The sequence below is a fragment of the Brevibacillus sp. FW306-2-1A-C05A genome, assembly GCF_058781555.1.
This window is the reverse complement of sequence record NZ_JBYSWV010000005.1, coordinates 98,057-124,002: the sequence shown is the minus strand read 5'-3', so window position 1 is coordinate 124,002 and position 25,946 is coordinate 98,057. Positions and strand designations below refer to the sequence as shown.

23 protein-coding genes and 1 other RNA gene are annotated in these 25,946 nt (G+C 55.9%); 3 read left to right on the top strand and 21 right to left on the bottom strand.

What is annotated here, in order from left to right; genetic code table 11:
* Positions 1-284 precede the first annotated feature (284 nt).
* Positions 285-971 (top strand): TerC family protein, encoded by a 687-nt coding sequence (locus AC3WJN_RS06555; RefSeq protein WP_007782307.1) that lies wholly within the window; start codon positions 285-287, stop codon positions 969-971.
* 118 nt (positions 972-1,089) lie between these two features.
* On the opposite strand, the gene AC3WJN_RS06550 is transcribed toward AC3WJN_RS06555, so the two are convergent.
* From AC3WJN_RS06550 to cymR, 8 genes are all read right to left on the bottom strand, one after another.
* Entirely contained in the window at positions 1,090-1,284 is a 195-nt protein-coding gene (locus AC3WJN_RS06550) for a hypothetical protein (RefSeq protein ID WP_235694726.1), read from the bottom strand.
* A 31-nt stretch (positions 1,285-1,315) separates the two neighbouring features.
* Positions 1,316-1,522, bottom strand: coding sequence for a YrzR-like zinc ribbon domain (locus AC3WJN_RS06545; RefSeq protein ID WP_005832479.1), 207 nt, complete (start codon positions 1,520-1,522; stop codon positions 1,316-1,318).
* A gap of 18 nt (positions 1,523-1,540) precedes the next feature.
* Positions 1,541-2,038, bottom strand: coding sequence for a PRC-barrel domain-containing protein (locus tag AC3WJN_RS06540; protein WP_007782313.1), 498 nt, complete (start codon positions 2,036-2,038; stop codon positions 1,541-1,543).
* Positions 2,039-2,112: 74 nt separating this feature from the next.
* Positions 2,113-4,374 carry an SF1B family DNA helicase RecD2 gene (gene recD2 / locus AC3WJN_RS06535; protein WP_007782317.1) on the bottom strand — a complete coding sequence of 754 codons (2,262 nt, stop codon included), beginning with the start codon at positions 4,372-4,374 and terminating at the stop codon, positions 2,113-2,115.
* Between the two features lie 101 nt (positions 4,375-4,475).
* Positions 4,476-6,140 (bottom strand): methyl-accepting chemotaxis protein, encoded by a 1,665-nt coding sequence (locus AC3WJN_RS06530; RefSeq protein ID WP_007782320.1) that lies wholly within the window; start codon positions 6,138-6,140, stop codon positions 4,476-4,478.
* A 117-nt stretch (positions 6,141-6,257) separates the two neighbouring features.
* Positions 6,258-6,446, bottom strand: coding sequence for a hypothetical protein (locus tag AC3WJN_RS06525; RefSeq protein ID WP_005832471.1), 189 nt, complete (start codon positions 6,444-6,446; stop codon positions 6,258-6,260).
* A gap of 211 nt (positions 6,447-6,657) precedes the next feature.
* Positions 6,658-7,806, bottom strand: a complete 1,149-nt coding sequence (locus AC3WJN_RS06520) for a cysteine desulfurase family protein (RefSeq protein ID WP_007782325.1) — start codon at positions 7,804-7,806, stop codon at positions 6,658-6,660.
* A 32-nt stretch (positions 7,807-7,838) separates the two neighbouring features.
* Complete coding sequence (gene cymR, locus AC3WJN_RS06515) at positions 7,839-8,258, bottom strand: cysteine metabolism transcriptional regulator CymR (protein ID WP_005832467.1); 420 nt, start codon at positions 8,256-8,258, stop codon at positions 7,839-7,841.
* Between the two features lie 98 nt (positions 8,259-8,356).
* Here cymR and AC3WJN_RS06510 point away from each other — a divergent pair, with 98 nt between their 5' ends.
* Positions 8,357-8,530 carry a hypothetical protein gene (locus AC3WJN_RS06510; protein WP_007782328.1) on the top strand — a complete coding sequence of 58 codons (174 nt, stop codon included), beginning with the start codon at positions 8,357-8,359 and terminating at the stop codon, positions 8,528-8,530.
* A gap of 16 nt (positions 8,531-8,546) precedes the next feature.
* Here the strand turns inward: AC3WJN_RS06510 and AC3WJN_RS06505 are convergent, their stop codons facing one another.
* From AC3WJN_RS06505 to AC3WJN_RS06475, 7 genes are all read right to left on the bottom strand, one after another.
* Positions 8,547-9,905, bottom strand: coding sequence for an AAA family ATPase (locus tag AC3WJN_RS06505; RefSeq protein WP_005832466.1), 1,359 nt, complete (start codon positions 9,903-9,905; stop codon positions 8,547-8,549).
* 6 nt (positions 9,906-9,911) lie between these two features.
* The gene (locus tag AC3WJN_RS06500) at positions 9,912-10,667 is read right to left on the bottom strand and encodes a tRNA threonylcarbamoyladenosine dehydratase (protein ID WP_005832465.1); all 756 of its coding nucleotides are present in this window, start codon (positions 10,665-10,667) and stop codon (positions 9,912-9,914) included.
* A gap of 69 nt (positions 10,668-10,736) precedes the next feature.
* A non-coding RNA gene (gene ssrS, locus AC3WJN_RS06495) (6S RNA) lies at positions 10,737-10,918 on the bottom strand.
* A gap of 49 nt (positions 10,919-10,967) precedes the next feature.
* Positions 10,968-12,758 (bottom strand): aspartate--tRNA ligase, encoded by a 1,791-nt coding sequence (aspS, locus tag AC3WJN_RS06490; RefSeq protein ID WP_007782334.1) that lies wholly within the window; start codon positions 12,756-12,758, stop codon positions 10,968-10,970.
* Positions 12,759-12,792: 34 nt separating this feature from the next.
* Positions 12,793-14,073 carry a histidine--tRNA ligase gene (gene hisS, locus AC3WJN_RS06485; protein WP_007782338.1) on the bottom strand — a complete coding sequence of 427 codons (1,281 nt, stop codon included), beginning with the start codon at positions 14,071-14,073 and terminating at the stop codon, positions 12,793-12,795.
* Between the two features lie 481 nt (positions 14,074-14,554).
* Positions 14,555-16,078 carry a coproporphyrinogen III oxidase gene (locus tag AC3WJN_RS06480; RefSeq protein ID WP_007782341.1) on the bottom strand — a complete coding sequence of 508 codons (1,524 nt, stop codon included), beginning with the start codon at positions 16,076-16,078 and terminating at the stop codon, positions 14,555-14,557.
* Positions 16,079-16,172: 94 nt separating this feature from the next.
* Positions 16,173-16,343: a hypothetical protein gene (locus AC3WJN_RS06475; protein WP_005832458.1), complete on the bottom strand. Its 171-nt coding sequence runs from the start codon at positions 16,341-16,343 to the stop codon at positions 16,173-16,175.
* 198 nt (positions 16,344-16,541) lie between these two features.
* Here AC3WJN_RS06475 and AC3WJN_RS06470 point away from each other — a divergent pair, with 198 nt between their 5' ends.
* Positions 16,542-18,422 carry an N-acetylmuramoyl-L-alanine amidase family protein gene (locus AC3WJN_RS06470; RefSeq protein ID WP_051556856.1) on the top strand — a complete coding sequence of 627 codons (1,881 nt, stop codon included), beginning with the start codon at positions 16,542-16,544 and terminating at the stop codon, positions 18,420-18,422.
* An 86-nt stretch (positions 18,423-18,508) separates the two neighbouring features.
* Here AC3WJN_RS06470 and AC3WJN_RS06465 read toward each other — a convergent pair whose 3' ends face one another.
* The 6 genes from AC3WJN_RS06465 to AC3WJN_RS06440 form a co-directional block, all read right to left on the bottom strand.
* Positions 18,509-19,060: a short-chain dehydrogenase gene (locus AC3WJN_RS06465; protein WP_005832448.1), complete on the bottom strand. Its 552-nt coding sequence runs from the start codon at positions 19,058-19,060 to the stop codon at positions 18,509-18,511.
* Positions 19,061-19,086: 26 nt separating this feature from the next.
* A complete protein-coding gene (gene dtd, locus AC3WJN_RS06460) occupies positions 19,087-19,524 on the bottom strand; it encodes a D-aminoacyl-tRNA deacylase (RefSeq protein WP_005832446.1) in 438 nt (145 codons plus the stop codon).
* Between the two features lie 84 nt (positions 19,525-19,608).
* Positions 19,609-21,780, bottom strand: coding sequence for a RelA/SpoT family protein (locus AC3WJN_RS06455; RefSeq protein ID WP_005832444.1), 2,172 nt, complete (start codon positions 21,778-21,780; stop codon positions 19,609-19,611).
* A 289-nt stretch (positions 21,781-22,069) separates the two neighbouring features.
* The gene (locus AC3WJN_RS06450; protein WP_005832442.1) at positions 22,070-22,582 is read right to left on the bottom strand and encodes an adenine phosphoribosyltransferase; all 513 of its coding nucleotides are present in this window, start codon (positions 22,580-22,582) and stop codon (positions 22,070-22,072) included.
* A 12-nt stretch (positions 22,583-22,594) separates the two neighbouring features.
* A complete protein-coding gene (gene recJ, locus AC3WJN_RS06445; RefSeq protein WP_007782349.1) occupies positions 22,595-24,949 on the bottom strand; it encodes a single-stranded-DNA-specific exonuclease RecJ in 2,355 nt (784 codons plus the stop codon).
* A 73-nt stretch (positions 24,950-25,022) separates the two neighbouring features.
* The gene (locus AC3WJN_RS06440; protein ID WP_007782353.1) at positions 25,023-25,931 is read right to left on the bottom strand and encodes a cation diffusion facilitator family transporter; all 909 of its coding nucleotides are present in this window, start codon (positions 25,929-25,931) and stop codon (positions 25,023-25,025) included.
* Between the last annotated feature and the right edge of the window lie 15 nt (positions 25,932-25,946).

Sequence of the window (25,946 nt, the reverse complement as noted above, 5' to 3'; positions counted from 1 at the left end):
GAGTTACAAGAGGATATCTCCAAAGGGGAGTAGCTTTTTCGCAACATAGTCGTCATTACGGGAGAAATCCCCGGCTATGTTGGCAACATGCTTTTTGGATGTTGTAAGCAAGACCTTTGCCTAACAGGTAAATGGTCTATTTTTGTTTTCAAACGACCTTTGCCTGTCCAGGGAAAGGTCGTTTTCTTTTGTCTCCCTTTACACACACTATTAGGAGGTATCGAGAAAACGGCCGGTGGATGACTCGCTTTATTTTCAAACAGGATGAGGAGGAGGAAGAGAAAATGGAATTATTAATGCAACCTGAATTTTGGTCCGCCCTGCTTGCCATCATCGTCATCGACCTCGTGTTGGCCGGGGACAACGCGATTGTCATCGGGATGGCCGCGCGAAATCTGCCTGCCGAACAGCAAAAAAAGGCAATCGTCTGGGGAACGGTCGGTGCGATTATCATCCGGGCTTTGGCGACGCTGGCCGTTGTCTGGCTGCTGAAAATCCCTGGTCTGCTGCTTGTCGGTGGCTTGATCCTGATGTGGATTGCCCTCAAGCTGCTCGTCTCGGATGATGGCCACGAAAACATGAAGGCAAGCGGAAGCCTTGGCGCTGCGATCTGGACCATCATCGTGGCCGATACGGTCATGGGTCTCGATAACGTCATCGCCGTTGCCGGTGCTGCGCATGGTGATTTTCTGCTCGTCATCATCGGGCTGGTCATCAGCGTGCCGATCATGGTGTGGGGAAGCACGCTGATTTTGAAAGTCATGGAGCGTTTCCCGATCGTGATCTACATCGGGGCTGGCGTTCTCGCCTATACGGCCGCAAGCATGGTGACAACCGAAAAATTCCTGGTGCCGTTCTTCACCGCGTACCCGTGGGTCAAATGGGTGTTCATCGTCGCTGTCGTCGTCGGCGTGCTGTTGATCGGACGCATGAAAAGCCAGCAGCAAAAACGACTGGCCGAACAAAACTAAGCTGTATTCCAAAGCTCCGTCGCCTCGATGCGACGGAGTTTTTTCATGCACAAAAAAAGCACCCGAACTCATCCTATGTTCGGGTGCTTCTGAACGTTCCTGTTGCCGCCACTTCTCGTTACCGGGTAACCGCACGCATCAGCTTGCGTCCCGTCTTCATCATCCGCGTCACATCGCGCATGGAGAAGGGCAACTGGTTCCAATTCAGCGAAAACCGACTGCGGCGGCGTGGGGCCATCAAATAGCCGATGACAGCCACAATTCCGCTTGTGGCAAGGACGCGCAAAAGGCTTCGAGTAAACAAGCGTGCCACCTCCAGTTGTTTTTACCGCATTGAGCAGTAGCTACATGTTCAGTTGTGCGGAAACGGTTTGATCTTCAATAAACAGATCGTTGAGCGAATGCAAGGACCCGTCTTCCTCCACCTGGTAGACAGAAGCAATCTGCTCGTTGGAAACGCTCATCTCTATAAAGCAATTCCAGCAGTAGTATTGATTGGTTCCAATCTTCCCTACATCTTTGGAACTGCAGTTCGGGCAAATGACACGCATCACGCTTTTCCTCCCTTATCACGCCTGGCTACGAACAAAGTCCGGCACGATCAGGTTTTCCTCCCCGATGATGACGGAAGCCGGTGCAGACAGGCGCTTGCGCCCTTCTGTCACATCTGCAAACCAGCCGTTAGACAGTTCGTACCCTACAAGTTTCTCCCAGTTCGATGAAAAGTAAACATCTTCCAGCCTGCCGAGAAGTTCTCCGGAAGCGGTAATGACCGCTTTTCCTTTTAGCTTTGTTTTTCCCGTCACGATGCCGACAGGTTCAAAACCGGCGAGATGAGGCAAGGGCGTGATCGCGTCTTTTCCCGTTACGGTAAGGCAGGACTCCCCTACCGCGTGAATCTGTTCGGTAGGAATATAGGTGCCTGAATGGAACCAACCCTGCTCGCTCAGCAAGACTCCTCGTACATGCCAAGTGGAGTCGCAAAGAATGTCACGAACGGTGCCAAGCGTCTCTCCGGTTTGGAGGCAAACTACTGGCAAGCCGACTGCATCCATTGCCTTGCGCATGTGGGACATCCCCCTTCCGCTCTTTTAGTATCGGGCGAAAGGCGCATGTCCATTCGGCGCAAATGGTTCCAGCTTTACTCCTGCTTCAGCCGCTCCTGCAAAAAGCTGTACCGCACACCTTCCTCGTCGGTTTCCACGGCTGCGCGAAACGCATCCGGCTCCCCGCACATGATGAGAAAAGACTTGCTCCGCGTAATGCCCGTATAAACGAGCTTGCGCCTGAGCATCCGGTAGTAGCTTTTGACGAACGGCATCACGACGATCGGAAATTCGCTCCCTTGTGATTTGTGTACGGAACAGCAGTAGGCAAGCGTCAGTTGATGGTAATCCGAACGCTTGTACACCACTTCCCGATTGTCAAAGGCAGCAACCAGCATCTCCTGGTTTTCTGCGTTTTCATTCGGGAAAAAAATCGCAACAATTTCACCCATATCACCGTTGAACACCTGTTCCTCGGCATTATTCACCAACTGCAGGACTTTGTCGCCTGTGCGAAAAGTCGTGTCCCCAAACGTCACCTCGCGCTTTTGTGGCGTTTTCGGGTTAAACAGCTCCTGCAGTTCTTCATTCAGCCGGTTTACCCCGGCATTTCCTTTATAAATAGGTGCCAAAACCTGTACATCTTTTGCCGTATATCCTTTTTTTACGGCTCCCAGGCAAATTTGTTTCACCGCTTCGGGGACATCTTGTGGCGAACTTGTGAAAAATCGCCGATCCGGGGTCGTATCGAGCAAATCGGCCGGAACGTGTCCTTTGCGCACATCATGCGCCAGCCGGATGATGGTAGACTCTTCGGCCTGGCGGTAAATCTCCGTCAACTGCACCAGCGGCAGCAGGCCGGAGCGGATCATGTCGAGCAGCACGTTACCCGGGCCGACGGACGGCAACTGGTCGGGGTCGCCGACCATGATGATCTGCATGTCGTCCGGCACGGCGCGAAACAACTGGTTCGCCAGCCAAATGTCGACCATCGACATCTCGTCCACGATCAACAGCCTGCCGCGAATCGGATGCTCGGCGTCGTGCTCGAAGCTCTCGCCTTTGTAGCCCAAAAGCCGATGGATGGTCATTGCAGGCAAGCCCGTCGTCTCCGTCATCCGTTTGGCAGCGCGTCCGGTCGGGGCCACGAGCAGGATCGGGAACGGATTTTCTTCGTTGTATTTTTTCAGGTCGAGCGACAGTCCGTGCAACTGCGAAAAGACGCGGCAAATCCCGCGAATCACCGTCGTTTTGCCCGTACCCGGTCCACCTGTGAGTAGCATCAGCCCGGATGTAATCGCCTGTTCAATCGCATCCCGCTGCGTCTGGGCATAGCTGATTCCAAGCTCGTCCTCCACGGCTCCCAGGGCCCGGTAAAATTCGGAGGCCGGAAACGATCCGAACGAATCGCGCCGGGCGAAGTGCCGCAGCCTTTTCGCCAAGCCCAGCTCCGCAAAAAACAGGGAAGGCAAATAGACGCGCTCGTCCTCCCAGGCAACTTTGCTCGCGACAAACAAAGCCTCGACAGCGCGCGTAATGTCTTCGCCGGAAAAAGCGTGCCCGCCGCACTCCGTCAACAGGCGGAGCGTCTTTTCACACAGCTCATCCACGGGCAAATAGACGTGGCCCTCGGAATAGGACGCCTCCTGCAGCACGAACAAGGCCGCCGCTTTTACGCGCTCTTCCGATGAGGCCGCTATGCCTGTCGCGCGGGCGATATCGTCTGCCCGCTTGAACCCGATTCCGGTAATATCCTCAATCAGCCGGTACGGCTCTTCCTTGAGCACCGTCATCGTCTCCAGCTTGTACGTCTGGTAAATCCTGAGCGCCATGTTCACGCCAATCCCGAAGTCGTACAGAAAGACCATCGCGCTCTCCAGCGAGCGATGCTCCAGGACGGACTCGTAAATGAGCTTGGCGCGCGATTCGGAAATGCCCTGGATTTCGGCAAGCCGCTCCGGATGATCTGCAATAATCGTCAACGCATCTACCCCAAGGTGCTCCACGATGCGCTTCGCCATCTTTTTGCCGATGCCTTGAAACAGCCCGCTGGCCAAATAGCGCTCCACGCCTGCCAACGTCTTCGGCGTTTCCCGCTCGTAGCGCTTGGCTACGTACTGCTGTCCAAAGCGCGCATGGGTCTTCCACTCGCCGTAGAACGTGTACAGCTCGTCCGGGTGAGGACGAGGGAAGTTGCCGACAATGATGACGTCCGATTCCTTGATCGCTTCCGTCGTCTCTTCTATTTTTAGACGAATCACGCCGTACCACGTTTCTTCGTTGTAAAAAATTTCTTGTGTCATATAGCCGCGAATAAAAGTTTCCGCAAACAGGGAGATTGATTGCTGCTCCTCCATCTCACCCTCTCCTCTCTTGCCTGCTCAAAGACGAGCAAAGTGGCACGAACAGAAAAATCCACTTTTCCTGTTAAAGTGGATTTTTCTCGTAGTCATACGTTTTAAATTGTAAAGCGTTTTACTTGCTCTGACAACTGCTCCGCCATCTGGGCCAATGTTTCGGACGCTGCCGTCATTTCCTCGGTCGTCGCAGTCTGCTGTTCGGAAGCGGCCGCTACCTCCTGCGTATCCTTCGCGGCCGTATCCGCCAGCTCAGCGATTTTTTCGGAGTGTTCGACGAGCCGGAGCGTATCGCGGTGAATGGCCTGCGCGGCCTCGTTCATGCGGTACACTTGCTGGCTGACGTCCTGGACGGCGACCAAAATTTGCTGGAAGCTCTCGCCTGCGACGGCTACGCCGCCTCGTCCTTTCTGAACCGCTTCTGTCGTCGTCCCCATCGCCTGGACGGCCGCCAAAATATCGGTGTGAATCGTATGAATCAGGGAGGCAATCTCTTCTGCAGCATGCCCTGACTGCTCCGCGAGCTTTCGCACCTCCTGCGCGACTACGGCGAAACTTTTCCCTTGTTCGCCTGCGCGTGCCGCTTCAATCGCCGCATTCAATGCCAGCAGGTTCGTTTGATCGGAAATTTGCCGGATGATCGTGATGATCCCGATGATTTTTTCCGATTGCATGCCCAGCTCGCGGATGACCTGCTCGGTATTGCGGGCGTGGGTCGTAATCTCGTCCATCTCTTGCACAAGCCCTTTCAGCTTGCCCTCGCCATCCTGCGCCAAGCGGAACGCCTGTGTCGCATCGGTATTGACCCGCTCTGTGGCGGTCGCGATTTGCTGGATGTCGCCGCCGATCCGCGTCAAAAACCGCGTCGTATCGGCTACCGTCTGTTTTTGCGCCTCAGAGCCAGACGCGATCTCTGTGGAGGCGAGCGAGATTTGCTCCGCGGCGCGAGCGCTTTCTGCGGCACTGGCCGTCATTTCCTCGGAGGCGGCCGCCACCTGCTGGGACACGCGCTGCACCTCGCTCAACATGTTGCAGAACACTTCCGTCATCTCGTTGTACATCGCAGACAGCTCGCCAAGCTCGTCCCGCGAGCGGACAGTCGCCCGCTTGGTCAGATCGCCTGCCTCGGCTATCTTCATCGCCGCTACCAGCTCCTTCAACGGACGAACGAGCCTGTTGACGATAAAAATTCCGGTAGCGAGCGCCACGATTGCGCTGATTAGATTCAATAAAAACATCACCGGACGGCTGCTCTCGATCGGCGCGAGCAAGTCGTCCTGATAGCTGCCGATGGCGAGAATCCATCCGTTCGGCAAAGCCTCGTACACGGCCAGCTTCGTCGCTCCCTGGAACTCGTATTCCAGCCAGCCGTTCTTCTTGCTCAGCATCTCCTGCATGAACGCCTCGCCCGCAAGCGAAGTATTTTGCACGCTCGGGTCAGGGTGGAAGATCGGCACCCCTGTTTCATCGACAATATAGGCGTAGCCGACCATGCCATTCGGCTTGTAGTAGCTGTCGGCTACCTCGCGAATGATTTCATCAATTTTCTGTCTATTTCCGTCATTGAGCGTCGTCGCCTGGACGTAAGGGGCCAGTTCCCGCGCTTTCATTTTGGTTATGTATTGCAAGTCGGAAACAGTCAACCGATAGACTGCACTCCGAGCATTTTCAAACTGGATATACCCGACTACCATCAGCGGAAGCATGGTCAGGAAGAGAATGGTAAGCACCAGTTTGTAGCGAATCGAGAAACGTCTGGCCATCATGATTTTCCTCTCCTTTAAGATGCCGAAAGATTTGATTCTTCCAACATAGTTCTACAGACTCATTTTATCATTGTCATCCACAATTAACCACAAGTGCCACATAATTAGAAAAATTGGTTAGAAAAACAAAAGCAGATTGCAAACTATGCTTGCAATCTGCTTTTTCTTTACGTCACGGTCGTCGTCGTCGCTGTCAGGACAATTTTCAGGCTTCAACAGCTTTTGCTGCCTGATCGCCTCCGCCTCCCTGAACAGCGGAGCCTCGATTTTTCTCGCTTGCAGCTCGGAAGCTTTGTTCGTAAACATGTATGCTCACCTTGGAAAACCGACGTCAGTAGTAACGTATGCTTGGCAGGTACGGTTGGAAGCCGTTCGATCAACCATTTTTTTCCACGAGACAAAAACCAATAAAACTTGGCTGTGCCAGGCGATTGGCGAAGCTTTGGTTGCACAAAAAAACCGCTCGGAGGCACTTTCCTGCTTCCGGGCGGTTTTCGCTGGTTTGTCGTGTGTTCCATTACTTGCTGCGCACGAGACGATTGACGATTTGCGCCACTGTCTGCGCGGCTTGTCTTGCTTCCTCGACGGTGTTCGTAATGCCGAAGCTGAAGCGGATCGCGGACCGGGCGATTTCGTCTTCCAGTTGCATCGCCACGAGCACGTGCGACAGCTCCAGGGAGCCTGACGTGCACGCCGAGCCGCTGGCGGCTGCGATTCGCGCCAAATCGAGATTCATCAGCATCGTTTCCGTGTGTACGCCCGGGAAGCTGACATTGAGAATGTGCGGCAGCACGTTTGTCGGGTGTCCATTGACGTGGAAAGCGATTCCCGCCTCTTCCCAAACCGCGCGCATGGCAGCCTTCATTTGCTCGTATTTGGCAACGCGGTCTGCCATCTCCTCCGTCGCTACTTTTGTCGCTTCGGCAAATCCGACGATTCCCGCCAGATTTTCCGTGCCTGCCCTGCGCTTGCGTTCCTGCGACCCGCCGTGCAAGATCGGCGAAACCGGCACCTTGCGCCCGAGGTACAGGGCGCCTACGCCTTTGGGACCGTTGATTTTGTGCGCGGACACGGAGAGCATGTCCACAGGAAGCTGTCTTGCGCGAATCGGCAGCACGCCGAATGCCTGAACGGCATCCGTATGAAAAATAATGCCTTTTTCCTGCAGGAAAACGCCGATTTCTTCAATCGGCTGAATCGTTCCAACCTCGTTGTTGCCGTACATGATCGAGACGAGCACGGTATCCGGTCGGACAGCCTGCTTCACATCTTCCAGCCGGACAGAGCCTGTCTTATCTACAGGCAAATACGTCACTTCAAACCCTGCCTGCTCCAAATATTCGCAAGCGTGCAGGACGGCGTGGTGCTCGATTTGCGTCGTAATGACGTGACGGCCTCGTTCGCGCTGCGCCATCGCCCCGCCAATGACCGCCATATTGTCGGCTTCCGTCCCGCCGCTGGTAAAGATGAGCGATTGCGGATCGGCATCCATAAAGCTTGCGATCGCATCCCGTGCTTGCTCCAGTGCCTTGCGCGCCTCGCGTCCGGCAGCGTGGACACTGGACGGGTTGCCAAATACTTGCGTCAAGTACGGAGTCATCGCCGCGAGTACGCGGGGATGCACTGGAGTCGTAGCAGCGTGGTCAAAATACAACATGTCAGACACTGTGTCACCTTCTACTGGCTTGGTAGCCGTGCTTAAATGTAAAACATATAGTTATCGGTATGCCCGTCGTCTTCATAGCTAATCAAATCTTGCAGCGAGGTGGCATCGAGCACCGCCGAAATGCTGTCGCGAATGCGCAGCCACAAATGGCGCTTCGCCGGGTCCTCTTCCTCCGCAAACTCAACTGGGCTGATCGGCCCTTCCAGTACGCGAATGACATCCCCTGCGGAGATTTCATCCGGTTGTTTTGCCAAAACGTAGCCGCCGTAGGCTCCGCGAATACTTTTTACCAATCCTGCGTTGCGCAAAGGCGCAATCAACTGCTCCAAGTAATGCTCGGACAATTCGTGCTTCTGGGCAATGCTGCGCAAGGAGGTCGGTCCCTCTCCTACACGGTTGGCCAACTCCATCATGATTGTCAGTCCGTAGCGTCCTTTCGTAGAAATCTTCACGTAGCAACTCTCCTCTTATTCTTGTGTTTACCCACTCCCTTAGCCTACATGACTTGGGCGTCCTGGGACACACTAGCATCTTGGGGGGTGAAATTAAAATGGCAACGAACAAACGCTCGGAACGAGGACGCAACCACCCGTCCGACACCTTGTACGACCAGCCTGCGGGCACCATTGCCCACAAAGCCCGCTACGGGGCAAGCGAACAGAGCAAACAGCCGAATGAAAATGGCGATTTGCCGAACAAACCCGGCGGAGACGTCCGCACCTGATGTTTGGCTCCCCCTCTTACTCGGGGGAGTTTTTCTTCGGCAATCCGCGAGCATCCAGCTTTTGCCGCTCTTCCTGAAAGCGCCGGATATGCCGCTCATAGCCAAAATCCTTTGGCTGATAAAACGAATAATTCACACCGTCAGGCAGATACTGTTGGGGCACATATCCATACGGGTAATCGTGCGGGTACAAATATCCCTGACCGTGTCCCAGCTTGGCTGCGCCCTTGTACGCCGAATCTCGCAAATGAATCGGAACCTGCTTGTGGCCGTCCGTCCGAATCCGGGCCAGCGCCGAGTTGATTCCGTTGTAGGCAGCATTGCTTTTCGGAGCCGTAGCCAAATACGTCGTTGCCTGGGCCAGAGGGATTCGTCCCTCGGGCATCCCCACCAATTCTACCGCCTGAAAGCAGGCCACCGCAACCGAGATCGCCTGCGGGTCCGCATTTCCAATGTCCTCGGAAGCCGAAATCACCAGTCGGCGCGAAATGAAACGGGGATCTTCTCCCGCATCAATCATCCTCGCCAGCCAATATAACGCGGCATCCGGGTCAGAGCCGCGGATGGATTTGATAAAAGCCGAAATCGTATCGTAATGATTGTCGCCGCTCTTGTCGTAGCGAACAGCGCGCCTCTGGATGGACTCGACGGCCACGTCCAGGGTCACCGTCACGCCGCCGTCCGGACCAGGAGGCGTCGTCGTCACCGCCAGCTCCAAGGCGTTCAACAGCCGTCTGGCGTCTCCTTCCGCGTACTGGATCAAGTGTTCGGCCGCTTCCTTCGTCACGGTGACAGACAGTTCTGCCAATCCGTTTTCTTCATCGTTCAGCGCCCGCTCCATCACCTGCTGCAGCTCCTCATGCGACAGCGACTGCAGGGCAAACACTTGCGAGCGCGACAGCAAGGCCGGATTGACCTCGAAATACGGATTTTCCGTCGTGGCGCCAATCAAAATGATCGTTCCTTCCTCCACGTAAGGAAGAAGCGCGTCCTGCTGGGACTTGTTGAAGCGGTGAATCTCGTCGACGAACAGCGTCGTCCGCTGGTTGTCCATCACGAGCCGCTCTTTCGCTGCGTCCACGACTTTGCGGATGTCCGCCACCCCTGCCGTGACCGCGTTCAGCTCGGAAAAATGCGTCCGGGTGGTGCGGGCAATCACTTTGGCCAGCGTCGTCTTTCCCGTGCCGGGCGGACCGTAAAAAATGAGCGACGACACTTGATCGGCTTCAATCGCCCGGCGCAGCAGCTTGCCCGGCGCCAAAATGTGCGATTGGCCGATCACTTCCTGAATCGTCTTGGGCCGCATGCGCGCAGCGAGCGGCTTTTGCTTGCGGCCCCCTTCTTGGTCATAGGCATACGAAAACAGATCGTTCATGCTATCCTATCCTTTTACGGGCTGCCAGTCCAACAGGTCACGCACGACGACGCTGGCCAGAATCAGGCCAGCTACGGATGGAACAAAAGCGTTGCTCGCTGGAGGCTGCCGCACTTTGCTGATCGGGGAGTTCGGGTTGGACACGATTTTTTCCCGCACATCTGTGCGAACGGTCACCGGAATCTCTCTGGAGTAAACCACCTTGACGCCTTTGTAAATGCCTTTTTTGCGCAGTTCGCGGCGAATGACCTTGGCAATCGGGTCATAGCTCGTCTGGGAAATATCCGCGACCTCAAAACGGGTCGGGTCCATCTTGTTGGCGGCCCCCATGCTGGAGATGATGGGAATATGGCGGCGCTTCGCTTCCTGGATCAGATGCAGCTTGGCCGACATCGTATCCATGGCGTCCACGATGTAGTCGAACTCGTGGGCAAACAGTTGCTCGGCCGTCTCTTCGTTGTAAAACATGTTGAGCGTCACGACTTCGCATTCCGGATTGATCGCGGCGATCCGCTCTTTCATCAGCTCTGCCTTTTTCTGTCCGATCGTGTGGAGCGTCGCGTGAATTTGACGGTTGATGTTGGTGATGTCAACCACATCCTTGTCCACGAGCACAAGCTTGCCGACACCTGTACGGGCCAGCGCTTCCACTGTGAAGGAGCCGACGCCGCCGACACCGAGAACGGCGACGCGGCTGTTTTTCATTTTTTCCAAACCTTCGGGACCGAAGGCCAATTCGCAACGGGAAAATTGATGAAGCATCGTAGGTTTCACCTTTCATTCGCAAGTAAAATGATAGTCAATCGGAAAAGTAGGAATCACAAAGAAAAAAGGAGCCCCATTATGCCGTGTAGCTCCTTAGTTTTGAACCTGCTAATCGCAGGTGGGTGTCTTGCCCAACTGTTGCAGACGTCCACTCGACGGAGGCATGCCTTTACAATTGCGGACGAAAAACTCCCGAGACAAACTTTGTGGCTCAAAACTATCGGATGTCACGAACATCGCAGGGCTTGTAGCTAGTATTACCAATGTATCAAAGAGCAATGCAGTTGCGCAAGTCGATTACGCTTCTACCTTTTCTTCTTCTTTTGCCAGCGTGGCGATAGACAGCTCTGTCAGTTGCTTTGGCGCTACCACATCTGGCGCATTGACCATCAGGTCGCTTGCGCTTGCCGTTTTCGGGAACGCGATGACTTCGCGCAGGTTGGTGCGGCCAGCCAGCAGCATAATCAGACGGTCCAGGCCGAGCGCGATACCGCCGTGCGGAGGCGTGCCGTACTCGAATGCATCCAGGAGGAAGCCGAATTGTTCATGCGCTTCTTCTTGTGTGAAGCCGAGTGCCTTGAACATTTTTTCCTGCACGTCGCGTTTGAAAATCCGCATGGAACCGCCGCCCAGCTCGTAGCCGTTCAGTACCATGTCGTACGCTTGCGCACGGATTTGGCCCGGATCGGTGTCGAACAGGTGCAGGTCTTCGTCTTTTGGACGAGTGAACGGATGGTGCAGCGCCACGTAGCGTTTTGCTTCCTCATCCCACTCGACCAGCGGGAAGTCGACGACCCACAGGAACGCGAACTTGCTCTGGTCGATCAGGCCGAGTTCCGCACCGAGCTTGGAGCGCAAGGCGCCCAATGCGTCCGCGACGACTTTTGGCTTGTCGGCCACGAACAAAAGCAGGTCGCCTTCTTCGACTTCGAGGCGTTTTTTCAGTTCGTTGATCTCTTCTTCTTTAAAGAACTTGGCGATCGGGCCTTTTACTTCGCCGTCCTTGAAGCCCATGTACGCAAGACCTTTCGCGCCGTAGCGGGCCGCGAATTTTTGCAGGTCATCCGCTTCTTTGCGGGAGTAGTGGCCGCAGCCTTTGGCGTTGATCGCTTTTACTTGTCCGCCGCCAGCGACAACGCTTGCGAAAACTTTGAAGTCGCTTGTCGCAACCAGGTCGGATACGTCTGTCAGTTCCATGCCGAAGCGCACGTCCGGTTTGTCGGAGCCGTAGCGCGCCATCGCTTCCGCGTAAGTCAGGCGCGGGAACGGCGTCGGAACGTCCACGCCGATCGTTTGCTTGAACACGTGCGCGACCATTTTTTCCATCATCGGCAAAATTTCTTCCATCGACAGGAAGGACGTCTCGATGTCCACCTGGGTGAACTCAGGCTGGCGGTCAGCGCGCAAGTCTTCGTCGCGGAAGCAGCGCACGATCTGGTAATAGCGCTCCAGACCGGATACCATCAGAAGCTGCTTGAACAACTGTGGCGATTGCGGCAGCGCGTAAAACTCGCCTGGATGCACGCGGGATGGCACGAGGTAGTCGCGCGCGCCCTCTGGCGTGCTCTTGGTCAGCATCGGCGTCTCCACTTCCACGAAGCCGTTCTCGTCGAGGTAGTCGCGGAATGCTTTTGCCGCTTTGCTGCGCAGAATCAAGGAACGCTGCATTTCCGGACGGCGCAGGTCGAGGTAGCGGTATTTCAGGCGAACCTGTTCATCGACGTCGATGCCGTCCTCGATTTGGAACGGAGGCGTTTTGGCGTCGTTCAAAATTTGGATTTCGGAGATGTGAACTTCGACTTCACCCGTTTTCAGCTTCGGATTGACGGCTTCCGGCGCGCGGTTCACGACGTTTCCTTTTACCACCAGCACGTACTCGCTGCGCACTTTGTCAGCGGCTTCCCACGCTGCCTTGTTGTGCTCCGGATTGAAGACGATTTGCACGATCCCTGTGCGGTCGCGGAAGTCGATGAAAATGACCCCGCCGAGGTCGCGGCGCTTTTGCACCCAGCCGTTCAGTACGATTTCCTGCCCTACATGTGCTGTTGTCACTTCACCGCAATGTACGGTGCGATATTGCCAAGACATGATGATTTCCCCCACTTTTGGTTTGTTGGTTTTGTTAGTTTGCTTGTTGTACTTTTGCCGCCAGGACAGAGATAAATTCGTCCTGCTTGATCTCCTGCTGCTCGCCTGTTGCCATTTCCTTCAGGACAACCGTGCCGTTTGCCAGCTCGGACTCTCCGATGATCGCGGTGAAACGGGCAGACAGCCGATCCGCTTGCTTGAGCTGCGCCTTCATTTTCCGGTCGAGATAGTCCAGCTCAGCGGCCACGCCCGCCTGACGCAGTTGGTCGACGAGAATAAACGCGCCTTTTTTCGCTTCCGGCGTCTGCACGACGACGAAGCAGTCGATCCCGCCGGTAATCGGCAACTGCACGCCCTGCTTTTCCAGGGCCAGCAGCAAGCGCTCGATACTCAGCGCGAAGCCGATTCCCGGCATGTCGTCGCCGCCCAGCTCCGCGACCAGACCGTTGTAGCGTCCGCCGCCGCAAAGCGTTTCCACCGCGCCGATTTCCGCCATCTTGATTTCAAAAGCGGTCAGTGTGTAGTAGTCCAGTCCGCGAACCAGACGCGGGTTGACATGGTACGGAATGTCGAGCGCAGTCAGGTAGTCTTTCACGGCTTCAAAGTGAGCCGCCGACTCTTCGCTCAAGTAATCCAGAATGGATGGAGCGTCTTTGGTCAATGTTTTGCACTTTTCGTTTTTGCAGTCGAGCACGCGCAGCGGATTGCGGTCAATCCGGGATTGGCAATCCTCGCACAGCTCGGAGCGCACGCCGTTCAGATGCGCCAGCAGGTGCTCGCGGTGGCGCGCCCGGTCTTCTACCGTCCCGACGCTGTTCAGCTCGACGGACAGCCCTGTCAGTCCCAGCTCCTGGTACAGACGAATGGCAAGCCCGATCACCTCGGCGTCAATCGCCGGATCGCTCGAACCGATCGCTTCCGCCCCGAATTGCACGAATTGGCGGTAGCGCCCTGCCTGCGGACGCTCGTGTCGGAACATCGGCCCCAGGTAGTACAGCTTGGTCGGCTGATTTGGCGAACCGTACAGCTTGTTTTCCACGTAGGAGCGAACGACGCCCGCCGTCCCTTCCGGACGCAGCGTGAGCGCATCGTTGCTGCGCGGGTTGGCCACGCTGTACATTTCTTTTTCCACGATGTCCGTAGTCTCGCCTACGCCCCGCTGAAACAGCTCCGTGCTCTCGAACAGCGGCGTGCGAATCTCCGCGTAGTTAAAGCGGCGGCACAGCTCGCGGGCTTTTGCTTCTACGTAGTGCCACAGCTCTACGGTACCTGGCATAATATCCTGCGTACCGCGGGGAATCTGGATTCTCGTCATTCCTCTCGAACCTCCATGTCTTTTGAAAAACTCGGGCTACGCCAAACCTCCAGGATGAGACAACTTTTTTCGCTGACAAATAAAAAAGTCCCTCGCCTCCTGACATTCAGCAATTCGCCACATGTCAGGGACGAGAGACTGGTTATACTCCCGTGGTGCCACCCTGTTTGAACAGCCTTATGTAAAAAGGCTATCCCACTTATTAGCCGTTAACGCCGGCGGACGCCTGCCAGTTACTGAGGAGTCGAGGCCGATGCCTCGCCCGTTCACTGCGGTCTTCGGGGATGTCATTCACCAAGTCGTGATACGAAAGCACTCTCAGCCACGGCGCTTCCTCTCTGGTTATCCGTTTCATTGGATACTTGTTCCCGTCATCAGATCGTTTTATCAAAAAGCTTAATGTGAATCATAGCAAACCAGTCAGCGGGCGTCAACAGGCGCCCCATAAAACTTTTTTTACTACGCTATGCGGCAAGACGCCCTATGCGTGCGCCTCTTTTTCTCTACCTGTCGCCCCGGCGTAAATTTCGTCCAGGTCGCGCAGCTTGTTGTCCACCAGCGTCTTGTACGTGTCGTTGTACGTCTTCGGGTCTTTCGGATTCGGAAACCGCTTCAGCTTGCCGCTGCCCGGCGCCATCAGCTTGGAGACGGCGCCGCAGCCAAGGCCGAGAATCGTCTGCACCTCTTCCATAATCATGATGTTGTAGATGCTTTCCTGACCGGGCTTGGCATAGCCGACATTCTCTAGGTTACCCAAAATGTTTTTTTGGCGATACAGATAATACGGATTGTAGCCGTTCGCGGCTGTCCAGGCGGAAGCCATCTCCATCATCCTGCTGATCTCGTCGCGGCTGGCTACCTTGTAGCGCTCCTTGTTCTGGGTCATCTCGGAAGCTCGTTTAAACGACAAGGTATGCACAGTCAGCGAGGCCGGCATCAGCTTCTCCACTTGTTCGAGGCTGTGCACAAGCTCGGCCACGCCCTCGTTGGGCAGCCCGATAATCAGGTCCATGTTGATATTGGTCAGGCCCATTTCCATAGCGAGATGGTACTTTTCAATCGTCTCCTCGACGGTGTGGTGGCGGCCGATCGCGCGGAGCGTCTCTTGCGTGAACGACTGGGGATTGATGCTGATCCGGTCCACCTCCCAGCGCTTCATCACGCTGAGCTTTTCGGCGGTAATCGTATCCGGCCTGCCCGCTTCGACGGTCAGCTCGCGCACCCCGTCCATATGCGGAAAGCTGCGGTGCATCGTCTCAAACAACTGGTTCATGTCCTCTGCCGTAATGCTCGTCGGCGTGCCGCCCCCAAAGTAGATGGAGGTGATGCGCTGGTCGTTTTTCGTCAGCCACTCGCCCATTTTCTCGATCTCGTAGTGCAGCCCTTCGAGGAACGGATTGACCGAAGCCGTATGGCTGCGAATCGCATAGGCAGGAAACGTACAGTACGCGCATTTCGTCGGACAGAAAGGAATGCCGATGTACACGGACAGCTCGCGGTCGATCTGGTACAGGTCGGGTACCACCTGAAGCTGCTTGTCGACGATCGCTTGCAAGAGCTTCAGCTTGTACGGGCGCAAAATCACATCCTGCTGGAGCTTCCGGTGCGCTTCCTCGCGTCCGACACCTGCCACGTTCAACTGGTGCAGCAGCTTGGTCGGGCGAATGCCTGTGAGGATGCCCCAGCCTTGCTCGATCCCGGTATATTCTTCCAGCATCAGCAACAGGGCGTAGCAGAGCGCCTGCTTGGCCGTTTTGCGCATCGCTTTTTCATCGCGCGAGACGTAATTGCGCTTGACTTGATGGGCGAGTTGCCTGTTTCCGGCGAAAAGCTCGCCCGAAGCTACAACTCCCTCTTCCTGTACAGCAAGTGCCAGCTTTATTCGCATATCGGCGTCGCCTTCCCACGAAGAGACGAAGGCGAGCGCGGGGTCTTCGTAAAACAAGGCGAGAATCAAGGAGAGTTCGCGCTCAAAGGCGTGTCCCTCGCACTTTATTTGAATCATCGTTCGTTCACCTGCTTTTTTAAAATGCCACTCCTCATCATAGCTGACGGAGTTCCCCCCGGTCAACAAAAGCAAGGAGCGGCACTTCAGGCGATTACTTCCTTTTTTGACGCGGCTGCTGCAGGTCGCGCATGCCGACAAAAAAATCTTGGGACATTTCTACATTTGGCCGTGACGATTCTTTGGCCAAATCGTCATGAAAGTCGACGGAAAAAAATTGTCGATTCAAGCCTTGCGCAAATGTTTCCTTGTTGGACTGCCTCACAATCTACTCCTCCTGCGTGCAATAGTGCTCTTTTGTCCTAGTATGGCCTATTGCGAGACATTGCAGTCGGCGGAAGGACTTGCAAAGCTTTGTCGCTTCTTGCAGGAAAAAGCCGAAGCAGGCGCGAAGTGATTGTGTTGGCAAAAACATGAAAGAAACGTCCCTTGACGACTCTAGCATTTCAATTATTGGGAAAGGATGTCTACCGTGTCTGTACGTCAAAAAATCGTGAGGTCGCTACTGACTATCGTCTGCGCCATCTCCCTCCCCGTTTCGTCAGCCTGGGCTGCCGGTTCTGTTCAGGTCACCGTGGACAAGCTCAATGTCCGCTCCGGCCCGAGCCTTCAGGACGCCGTCGTCACCACACTGCCGAACAAGACGGTGCTGCCTGTCATCTCCACCAAAAACGACTGGGTGCAGGTCAAGCTGCCCAATGGGCAAAGCGGCTGGGTAGCCAACTGGCTCGTCTCGGCACAGCAGCAGCCCGCGCCCGCTGCGGCAAAGACTGTCGAGAGCACGACGACCAACCTCAACGTGCGCTCCGGTCCCAGCCAGACTCATCCGGTCATCCAGACGATCAACCCCGGGACGCGCTACCCGATCGTGCAAAAAAACGGCGATTGGATCATGATTCAGCTCAGCGGCGGCAAAACAGGCTGGGTAGCCGCCTGGCTCGTCAAAGACAGCTCGTCTGCCTCGACAGGCTCCACGTCAGGCGCTGGAACAGCCGGAACGCCGCCAACCGGACAGGCAGGCGGCAATCCGCCGAGCACTGCCGGAGGCGCTGTCACACCGAAGCCGTCCGCCGTTCAGGGGGCCAGCCTGACGCTGGAGTTCGCCCCTTATGTGTACCCTACACCGGATGCGAGCACGCCGGCGATCGGACAACTGCACGCGGGCGAGACGATTACCGTGCTGACGCAGCAAAACGGCTGGATTCAGTTCCCCTACGACGGGGTGAACGCCTGGATTTCCACGAACAGCAACGCACCTGCCCAAGACACCACCACGGCGCCAAGCACAGATACAGGTGGTGCAGGCAATACGAGCACGCCCGCTCAGCCGAGCACGCCTGCCACACCCGCTGAGCAGACAGCGACGGTGCAAACAGACGGGCTGAATTTGCGCAGCGAGTCCAATACGTCCAGCGCGATTCTCGCCACGCTGCCCATCGGCAGCAAGCTGAAGGTGCTGGAAAAGCAAGGCGATTGGTACCGCGTGCAAACTTCTGCCGGAAAAACGGGCTGGGTAGCAGGCTGGCTCGTCACCGTCTCGGGAGCAAACACGCCTACGCCAAGCGGCCCATACGTCACGATCATCAATGCCAATACGAATGTCCGCTCCGGTCCCGGCACCGAACATAGCGTGCTGCGGCAAGTACAGACAGGCGAGAAATACAGCATCGAAAACAGAGAGGGCGACTGGTTCAAAGTCACGCTCAGCGATGGCACGACAGGCTATGTGGCCGGCTGGCTCGTAGCGGCGAGCGGAGCGCCTGCTGTCATTCGCAGCCAGGCGCTCGCCGGAAAACTGATCGTCGTCGACCCCGGACACGGCGGAAACGACAACGGCGCGACCGGCTCCAGCTTTTCCACCCTGGAGAAAACCGTCAACCTGCAAGTCTCCTTGCTCCTGCGCAACAAGCTGGAAGCGGCCGGAGCCAAAGTCATCATGACGCGGGCGGACGACCGCAAACTCACCTTGCAGCAGCGCGTGGACGTGGCCGTGCAGAACAAAGCCGACATTTTTGTCAGCATTCACCACAATACGCATCCAAACACGGCGACCAACGGCTCCATCGTGTTTTTCTACCATCAAGGCAATTCCAGCAAGCTCGCTTCGCTGGTGCAAAACGAGCTGGTGAAGGCGACGAACTACAAAGACTTGCAGTCCCGCTTCGGCGACTACTTCGTCCTGCGGGAAAATTCCGTTCCCTCCATCCTGGCCGAGATCGGGTTCCTCTCCAACTACAACGACGAGATTCGCGTCCGCTCGGAGAAGCAGCAGGATCTGGCGGCAGAGGGCCTGTTCAAAGGGATTGTCCAATATTTCAACTCGTTGCACCCGCAGGGCGGTTGATCTTTGGGGAATCGCCCTTCGCGCAAACAAAAAAACGGTTGCCTCGGCAGCCGTTTTTTGTTTGGATCTTGCACCTGTTCGCTTGTTCAGTAGGTTGGGCGCCTCTCCCACGGCTCGACCTGGCCGACGATCGTCTGCGCTGCTTTTTCCCCGATTGCCCGGATGACGCCATTGGCAATTTCCGCGTTGGTCAGCCAGCGCGCCTCTTCTCCTTCGCACACGAAGCCGAGAATGACACGCTGGTACGCGCACGTCGTCGGCACATGGACAGCCGGAGGATTTTTCCAGGCGCGACTGCCGCAGACGTGGTACAGCCGAAACGGCTGCTTGGGGCGGGACAGCTCTGCCAATACGGTCGCAAGCGCATCTGGCGCCGTTTGATGAATCCAGGCCACGACCAGCTCCATCGGCCCTCGGCTCGCCACCAGCTCTGCCATGGCGGCGCGCAGCGTCTCCGTCTGCCCGTAATCGAGCGCGAGCAGATGAACAGAGCCAGGGTTCAAAGCCCCGTTTCTTACCTGTTCGAGCTTTTGGCGATCTCGTCCCACCACCGTTACTTGCCAGCCTTCTTTTGCGAGCCAGCGCGCCACCTCTGCCAGCATCCCGCTCGCTCCGATTACCAATGCTTCCCGCGCCATTTGCCCGCCCCCACGTCGTTTCTGTGTTACGCTTCCACAATCAAGGTGACAGGCCCGTCGTTCTGCAGACGCACGTCCATCATCGCGCCAAAGCGCCCCGTCTCCACGACCAGACCTTTTTCCCGCAGCTTGGCATTGAACAGCTCGTACAGCGGTTCTGCCTGCTCCGGGCGAGCCGCCGCCATGAAGTTTGGCCGCCTTCCCTTGCGACAGTCCCCGTACAGCGTAAACTGGGACACGGACAAAATCTGCCCGCCCGTCTCCAGCACGGAAACGTTCATTTTGCCTTCTTCGTCTTCGAAAATGCGCAAATGGGCGATTTTGTCCGCGACGAACTCCACCTCTTTTTCGCTGTCCTCATGGGTGATGCCTACCAGCAACAGCAGCCCGTGCTCGATTTGCCCGACCACCTCGCCGGCAACGGTCACACTCGCTTCCTTCGTTCTCTGCACAACTACTCTCACGTCGATCCATTCCTTTCGTTTCGTGTCTTGCCCTGCTGATCGCAGCCGCTCGCCGACAAACAAGAACACCCGATCCACGAAGGATCAGGTGCTCAAAATGCGGCGAACCGAATAAATATCTTTAATGCGCTTGATTCGTTCCACAACCTTCAAGAGATGATCCACATTGCTGATCGAGATGGTCATATGAATCGTCGCCACCCGATTTTTATCTGCTTTGCCGCTGACCGCGGCAATATTCGTCTTCGTCTCGGCTACGACTTGCAGCACGTCGTTCAAAAGGCCGCTGCGGTCGTTGCCCGTGATCTCGATTTCCACGTTGAAGTTGTGCTTCTGGTCCGTGTCCCATTCGACGTCGATCAAACGCTCCGAGCACTCGTCTGCCAGCACGTTCGGACAGTCCTTCCTGTGCACAGACACCCCGCGTCCCCGGGTAATAAAGCCGATGATCTGGTCGCCTGGAACCGGCGTGCAACAGCGCGAGATGCGCACCAGCAGGTTGTCTACGCCGCGCACCTTGACGCCGGATTCGCTCTTTTGCGCACGGTGGGCCGGATTTTGCTTGATTTCCGGGATGACCGGATTTTGCTCTTCCCGCTCGCGGCGGAGCTTGTCGAGCAGCCTTGTGGCAATCTGCGAGGCGGTAATGCCGCCGTAGCCAACTGCCGCAAACATGTCCTCGGCCCCCTGAAAATTAAAGCGCGCCGCCGCTTCCTTCAGGTTCGTCTCCGTCATCGCTTCCTTGACGTCGAAGTTGCGCGACTTGATCTCGGCTTCCACCATTTGCTGGCCTTTGGCGACGTTTTCTTCCCGCTTTTCTTTTTTGAACCACTGCTTGATCTTGTTGCGCGCATGGGCGGACTTGGCCATTTTCAGCCAGTCCTGGCTCGGCCCGTACGAATGCTTGGAGGTGAGAATCTCGACGATATCGCCCGTTTTCATGGCGTAGTCGAGCGGGACAATCTTGCCGTTTACTTTCGCCCCAATCGTCCGGTTTCCAACCGCCGAGTGAATGCGATAGGAAAAGTCGAGCGGCACGGAGCCTTTTGGCAGCTCCACGACATCGCCTTTTGGCGTGAAGACAAAGACCGTATCCGAGAACAAGTCCTGCTTGAGACTTTCCATGAACTCCTGGGCGTTGGGCGCTTCCTCGGAGCCGCCTTCGATGATCTCGCGCAAGCTGCCCAGCTTCTCGGCAAACGAGCCTTGCACGACACTTTTGCCTTCCTTGTACGCCCAGTGCGCCGCGATCCCGATTTCTGCCGTCTGATGCATATCCCATGTGCGAATTTGCACTTCCAGCGGCTCGCCTTTTGGCCCGATCACCGTCGTGTGCAGCGATTGATACATGTTCGTCTTGGGCATCGCGATGTAGTCCTTGAAGCGGCCAGGCATCGGCTTCCACAAGGTGTGGACGATTCCCAATACCGCGTAGCAATCGCGAATGTCGTTCACGATAATGCGCAGCGCCAGCAGATCGTAAATTTCGTTGAACTGCTTGTTTTGCTTGGTCATCTTTTTAAAGATGCTGTATATGTGCTTGGGACGCCCCGATATTTCCGCCTCGATATTCAGCTCGCCCAGCTTCTCCCTGATCGTGTCCGACGCTTCGTTCAGGTAAGCCTCTCGCTCCACCCGCTTTTTTTGCATCAGGTTGACGATCCGGTAATACTGCTGCGGATTCAAATAGCGCAGCGCCGTGTCCTCCAGCTCCCATTTGACGGAGGCAATCCCCAGGCGATGGGCAAGCGGCGCGAAAATTTCCAGCGTTTCATCGGAAATTTCCCGCTGCTTTTCTTCGGACATGTGCCGCAGCGTCCGCATGTTGTGCAGCCGGTCTGCCAGCTTAATCATGATGACACGGATGTCCTGGGCCATGGCGACCAGCATCTTGCGGTGATTTTCGGCAAGCTGCTCTTCCTTGGACTTGTATTTGATTTTTTCCAGCTTGGTTACCCCATCTACCAGCAGAGCCACATCAGGCCCGAACTGTTCCCGGAGATCGTCAAGCGTAACGTCGGTGTCTTCCACCACATCATGCAAAAACCCGGCCGCAATCGTCACGGCGTCCATGTGCAGGTTTGCGAGAATCCCTGCCACGGCAATCGGGTGCATGATGTACGGAACACCTGATTTTCTGATCTGCCCCTCATGGGCTTTTTCAGCCAACTGATAGGCGCGAGTAATCAGGTCCAGATCCGATTGTGATAAATAGGTGCTTGCTTTTTTTACTACCTCATCAATGCCGGTAATCATAGTTCCCTTCCCTTATCCTCTCATTGGAAAACTTGGCTTTGCCAAGCCTTATGTCACAGGCGAAGGCTTCGTTGCGGATAAAAAAAAGCCTTTAAAGGTTGAAGTTGTTGCGTAGAAGCAGGCTCGAATAATCGATCGTTTGTCTGGATGAAAAAAAACGTCATGTCTATTTCATACTATTATCTTTTATGTCGTTCGTATTGTAAAGCTGTTTCCCCTGTAAAGTATGAACAGGGCGCGGAAAAAAGAAAAAAACGGGCATATAGCCCGTTTTTCGTTGATGGTTCAATTAATATTGCACCAAAGATTTGATCGGCACGTCGCCGATTTTTTTGCGGCCTTCCAGGTAGGACAGCTCGATGAAGAAAGCAGCGCCTACCACTTTTCCGCCCAACTGTTCAATCAGGTTGATCGTCGTTTCGATCGTTCCCCCGGTTGCCAACAGGTCGTCTGCAATCAGAACGCGTTGCCCAGGCGTAACCGCATCTACGTGTACCGCGAGCGCGTCTTTGCCGTACTCAAGGTCGTAGTCCGCTTTGATCGACTCGTAAGGCAGCTTGCCGGATTTGCGGATCGGCACAAAGCCGATTCCGAGCTCGTAAGACAGAGGAGCCCCCACAACAAACCCGCGTGCTTCCGGACCTGCGATGACGTCTGCCTGCACTTCGCGGGCGAATTCAGCGAGATCCTGAATCGCAGCGCGGTAGGCGGAGCCGTCTTTCAGCAGCGTGGTGATATCTTTGAAGCGAATCCCCGGTTGCGGGAAGTCCGGAATGACGCGAATGTATTGTTTGTAATCCATGAAAAATTCCTCCTATACGGTGACAGGTGTCACCAACTGTTGAAACGTTTGAATCAATGATTCCGAAGAAGAAAGCAGCAAATCCGTGGCAAGCTGTGCCTCTTCCTTCCACTCCGAATAAATAACCGAGCTTTCCAGCGGCCTTTTCTCTACCGTCTGCTGCAAGCGGTACTGTTCTGCGTCCTCGCTGACAAACTGCAGCTCGACAAAAATGGCGAGCATCCCGTCCAGCAAGTTCCTTTTCCATTGCAGCTTGCGGGCCAGCGCGTCGAGATGAATGCGCTTGACAACTGGCACCTGCACAAAAAACTGGTACAATTGCTTGAAGTGCTCCCGGCTCGGACAGGAAAGCCGCTCCATCCCCAAATCCGGGTCGCCGAACAGGCAGTAGATGCGCTCGGCCTGTTGCAGCATGGCACTGATCGCATGCAAATCCGCCCGGCGCTTGGGTAGATCGTAGAGGATGATCGTCTGCTTCGGCCCTTCGTGTTCGAGCTTTGCGGATGGCCCGAGCAACAGCAGCGACGACAACTGCGCTTCTGCCGTCTTCTGCGCCAACTGCTCGTAGCTTTCCGTGCGAAATACGATCGTCACCGTTTCTGACTCCGCTGCAAGCTGCTGCCATTTTTCTACTTTATCACGACTTCCCCGCCAATCAAAAACTTGCTGGTGATTGACCGACAAATCGCGAATGGTCAACTGTGGCTTGCGGTTGCCGTTCCATTCATTGACCGACAGCTCGCCCAGCACCTGAAAGCGCGCTTTCGGGGTCACCTTTTTCGTCACGTGCGCCCAGTTGAAGCCGATGGCATCCAACGCTTGGCCTGACCTGACGAGCGTGCATTTCAAATGATTGTCGTCGCGCCCGATCGTGCGCATTCCCTGGGTTTCCACTTCCTCCAGCATGACGAGCGGAGTCGGGTTGCCCATTCCGTACGGAGCTAGCCGCTCCAACTGCTCCGCTGCCTCCAGGCTGATCTCTTCCATGCTCATCGCCACATCGACCTTGGTCAGTGGGATAAAGTCTTCTGCCGTCAGCCACTGGCCTGCCAGTTCGTTCAGCCTGTTGCGCAGCAGGTCGAGATTTTCCACAGGCAAGGTCATCCCTGCCGCCATGGTATGTCCGCCAAAATGCGGGAGCCATTCCTTGCACGCGGTCAGCCCTTCGTACATGTCAAAGCCGGCAATGCTTCGCGCCGAGCCTTTGGCCGTGCCTTTTTCCGGGTCGATGCCGAGCACGATGGTCGGACGGTAAAACAGCTCGACCAGCCGAGACGCCACAATTCCCACGACGCCGACGTTCCAGCCTTCCTTGGCCAGCACGAGGACGTTGTTTTCTTCCGGTGGGTACAGCTCTCTCACCATCTGTACGGCTTCTTCCGTCATCGCCGCCACCAGTTCCTGGCGCTCGCGATTCAGGTCGTCCAAAGCTTGCGCACACTGCTCGGCTTCGGCCTGATCCTCGGTCGTCAGCAGCTTGACGGCGGACTCTGCCGTCTCCAGCCGTCCGCTCGCATTCAGCCGCGGTCCGAGGGCAAATCCGACATGGCCTGCCGATAGCTCGCTGTCAGCCAGCCCGCACACGCGGATGAGCGCCTGCAAGCCGATATTGCGCGTCTGGTTCAGCCGCTTCAGTCCTACCCTGGCGAGAATCCGGTTTTCATCGACCAATGGCACCAAGTCGGCGATCGTCCCGAGTGCAGCCAGGTCGGCCAAGTGCAAAGGAGGCTCCTTCAGCAAGGCATGCCCCAGCTTGAAGGCGACCCCGACTCCCGCGAGCATGTCAAACGGGTACGTACAGCCCGGCTTTTTCGGGTTAATCACAGCAAATGCCTCCGGGATGACAGCCGGAGGTTCGTGGTGGTCGGTTACAATGACGTCAAGACCTAACTGTGTGGCATACGCTACCTGCTCTACTGCACTGATTCCTGTGTCGACGGTAATAATCAGCTTGTAACCGCTTTTATGCAGATGCGCCAAGGCGTCTTTATGTAACCCATACCCTTCGGTAAAACGGTTGGGAATGTAGTAGTCAAAAACAGCGCCGAGTTGGCGCAGCAGATGTACCATTAACGATGTGGAACTGACCCCGTCCGCGTCATAGTCGCCGTAAATGCAGATCGGCTCTTGCCTCTCTATGGCTTGTTGAATGCGATGCACGCTCTGTTCCATTCCATCCAGCAAAAAAGGGTCATGAAACAATTCCGGGCCAGCTTGCAAAAAATCACGGGCCTTCTGCGCTGTGTCGATGCCGCGAATCACCAGCAGCTTGGACACGAGCGGAGTTAGCTGGCACTCCTCAGCTATACTGGCCGCAATCTGTTCATCGTAGGTGGCCAGTTTCCAGCGTGTTTTCGCTTTCAGCATAGGCTCTCCTCCAATCCTCATTCATTATAGAGGATGGAGCGGGAGACTGACAACTGCATAAAACATGGCGTTTTTACGGTTTTTGCCGGGGAGCGGGATCGTATGGGTTGACATGGACAAAAACGTCGCGGACTTCTGCGAATGTTTCCAGCAACGTATGCTTGACACGCTTGCTGATTTGATGCCCCGCAAGCACGGTAATCGACGGGTCTACGCTGATTTTTACATCGACAATCTGGTAGTGCCCGTGCTCTCTCGCTCGCAACGAATCAATCCGCAGCACGCCTTCGACCTGTTCGATCGCCTGGCGCAGCTTTTGCGTATCCTCTTCGTGCAAAACGTGGTCGAGCGTGCTGTGAATGGATTCTATCATGATGCTGTACGCCATCTTCAGCACGAGGGCAGAAACGAAAATGCCGGCAGCCGGGTCCAGGTACAGCATCCACGCTACTCCCAGCCACTCCCCGGCAATCGCGCCGCCGATTCCCACCAGCGCCGCAAAAGACGAATAGACGTCCGAGCGATGCTCCCAGGCGTTGGCAATCAGCGACTGGCTGTTCAGCTTTTTGCCGAGCTTGTACTTGTAGCGGAACATCCACTCCTTGACGATCATCGAGCCGATGGCGGCCCAGACAGCCAGCAAGCCGGGAGCTTCCAGCGGAGCGAAAAACGCCTTGAGCGACGACATCGCAATTTCAAAGCCGACAATCGCCAGCAACACCGAGACGATAATCGCTGCGATCGACTCCGCTTTCCCGTGTCCATACGGATGATCGGCGTCAGGCGGACGCTCTGCCGCTCGCAGACCGATCAGAACAGCCACCGATCCGACAACATCGGACGCCGAGTGGACGGAGTCTGCGATCAGCGCCTGCGATTTTGCCGCAAGCCCGATCGCGAGCTTCACTCCTGCCAGCGCGAGATTGCCCACAATGCCTACCCACGCGCCAAACTGGGCTTTTGCCAGCCGATCATCACCCATCGCTATCTCTTCCTC

Excerpts from the sequence above, each read along its gene's own strand:
- hisS (WP_007782338.1), bottom strand. The coding sequence starts at position 14,073 with ATGACGAGAATCCAGATTCCCCGCGGTACGCAGGATATTATGCCAGGT.
- recJ (WP_007782349.1), bottom strand. The coding sequence starts at position 24,949 with ATGCTGAAAGCGAAAACACGCTGGAAACTGGCCACCTACGATGAACAG.
- recD2 (WP_007782317.1), bottom strand. The coding sequence starts at position 4,374 with ATGGAGGAGCAGCAATCAATCTCCCTGTTTGCGGAAACTTTTATTCGC.
- AC3WJN_RS06500 (WP_005832465.1), bottom strand. The coding sequence starts at position 10,667 with ATGCTTCATCAATTTTCCCGTTGCGAATTGGCCTTCGGTCCCGAAGGT.
- AC3WJN_RS06505 (WP_005832466.1), bottom strand. The coding sequence starts at position 9,905 with ATGAACGATCTGTTTTCGTATGCCTATGACCAAGAAGGGGGCCGCAAG.
- AC3WJN_RS06525 (WP_005832471.1), bottom strand. The coding sequence starts at position 6,446 with ATGTTTACGAACAAAGCTTCCGAGCTGCAAGCGAGAAAAATCGAGGCT.
- AC3WJN_RS06555 (WP_007782307.1), top strand. The coding sequence starts at position 285 with ATGGAATTATTAATGCAACCTGAATTTTGGTCCGCCCTGCTTGCCATC.
- AC3WJN_RS06450 (WP_005832442.1), bottom strand. The coding sequence starts at position 22,582 with ATGGATTACAAACAATACATTCGCGTCATTCCGGACTTCCCGCAACCG.
- AC3WJN_RS06530 (WP_007782320.1), bottom strand. The coding sequence starts at position 6,140 with ATGATGGCCAGACGTTTCTCGATTCGCTACAAACTGGTGCTTACCATT.
- AC3WJN_RS06545 (WP_005832479.1), bottom strand. The coding sequence starts at position 1,522 with ATGCGTGTCATTTGCCCGAACTGCAGTTCCAAAGATGTAGGGAAGATT.
- AC3WJN_RS06540 (WP_007782313.1), bottom strand. The coding sequence starts at position 2,038 with ATGCGCAAGGCAATGGATGCAGTCGGCTTGCCAGTAGTTTGCCTCCAA.
- aspS (WP_007782334.1), bottom strand. The coding sequence starts at position 12,758 with ATGTCTTGGCAATATCGCACCGTACATTGCGGTGAAGTGACAACAGCA.
- AC3WJN_RS06465 (WP_005832448.1), bottom strand. The coding sequence starts at position 19,060 with ATGGCGCGGGAAGCATTGGTAATCGGAGCGAGCGGGATGCTGGCAGAG.
- AC3WJN_RS06455 (WP_005832444.1), bottom strand. The coding sequence starts at position 21,780 with ATGATTACCGGCATTGATGAGGTAGTAAAAAAAGCAAGCACCTATTTA.
- AC3WJN_RS06510 (WP_007782328.1), top strand. The coding sequence starts at position 8,357 with ATGGCAACGAACAAACGCTCGGAACGAGGACGCAACCACCCGTCCGAC.
- AC3WJN_RS06480 (WP_007782341.1), bottom strand. The coding sequence starts at position 16,078 with ATGATTCAAATAAAGTGCGAGGGACACGCCTTTGAGCGCGAACTCTCC.
- AC3WJN_RS06440 (WP_007782353.1), bottom strand. The coding sequence starts at position 25,931 with ATGGGTGATGATCGGCTGGCAAAAGCCCAGTTTGGCGCGTGGGTAGGC.
- AC3WJN_RS06470 (WP_051556856.1), top strand. The coding sequence starts at position 16,542 with ATGTCTACCGTGTCTGTACGTCAAAAAATCGTGAGGTCGCTACTGACT.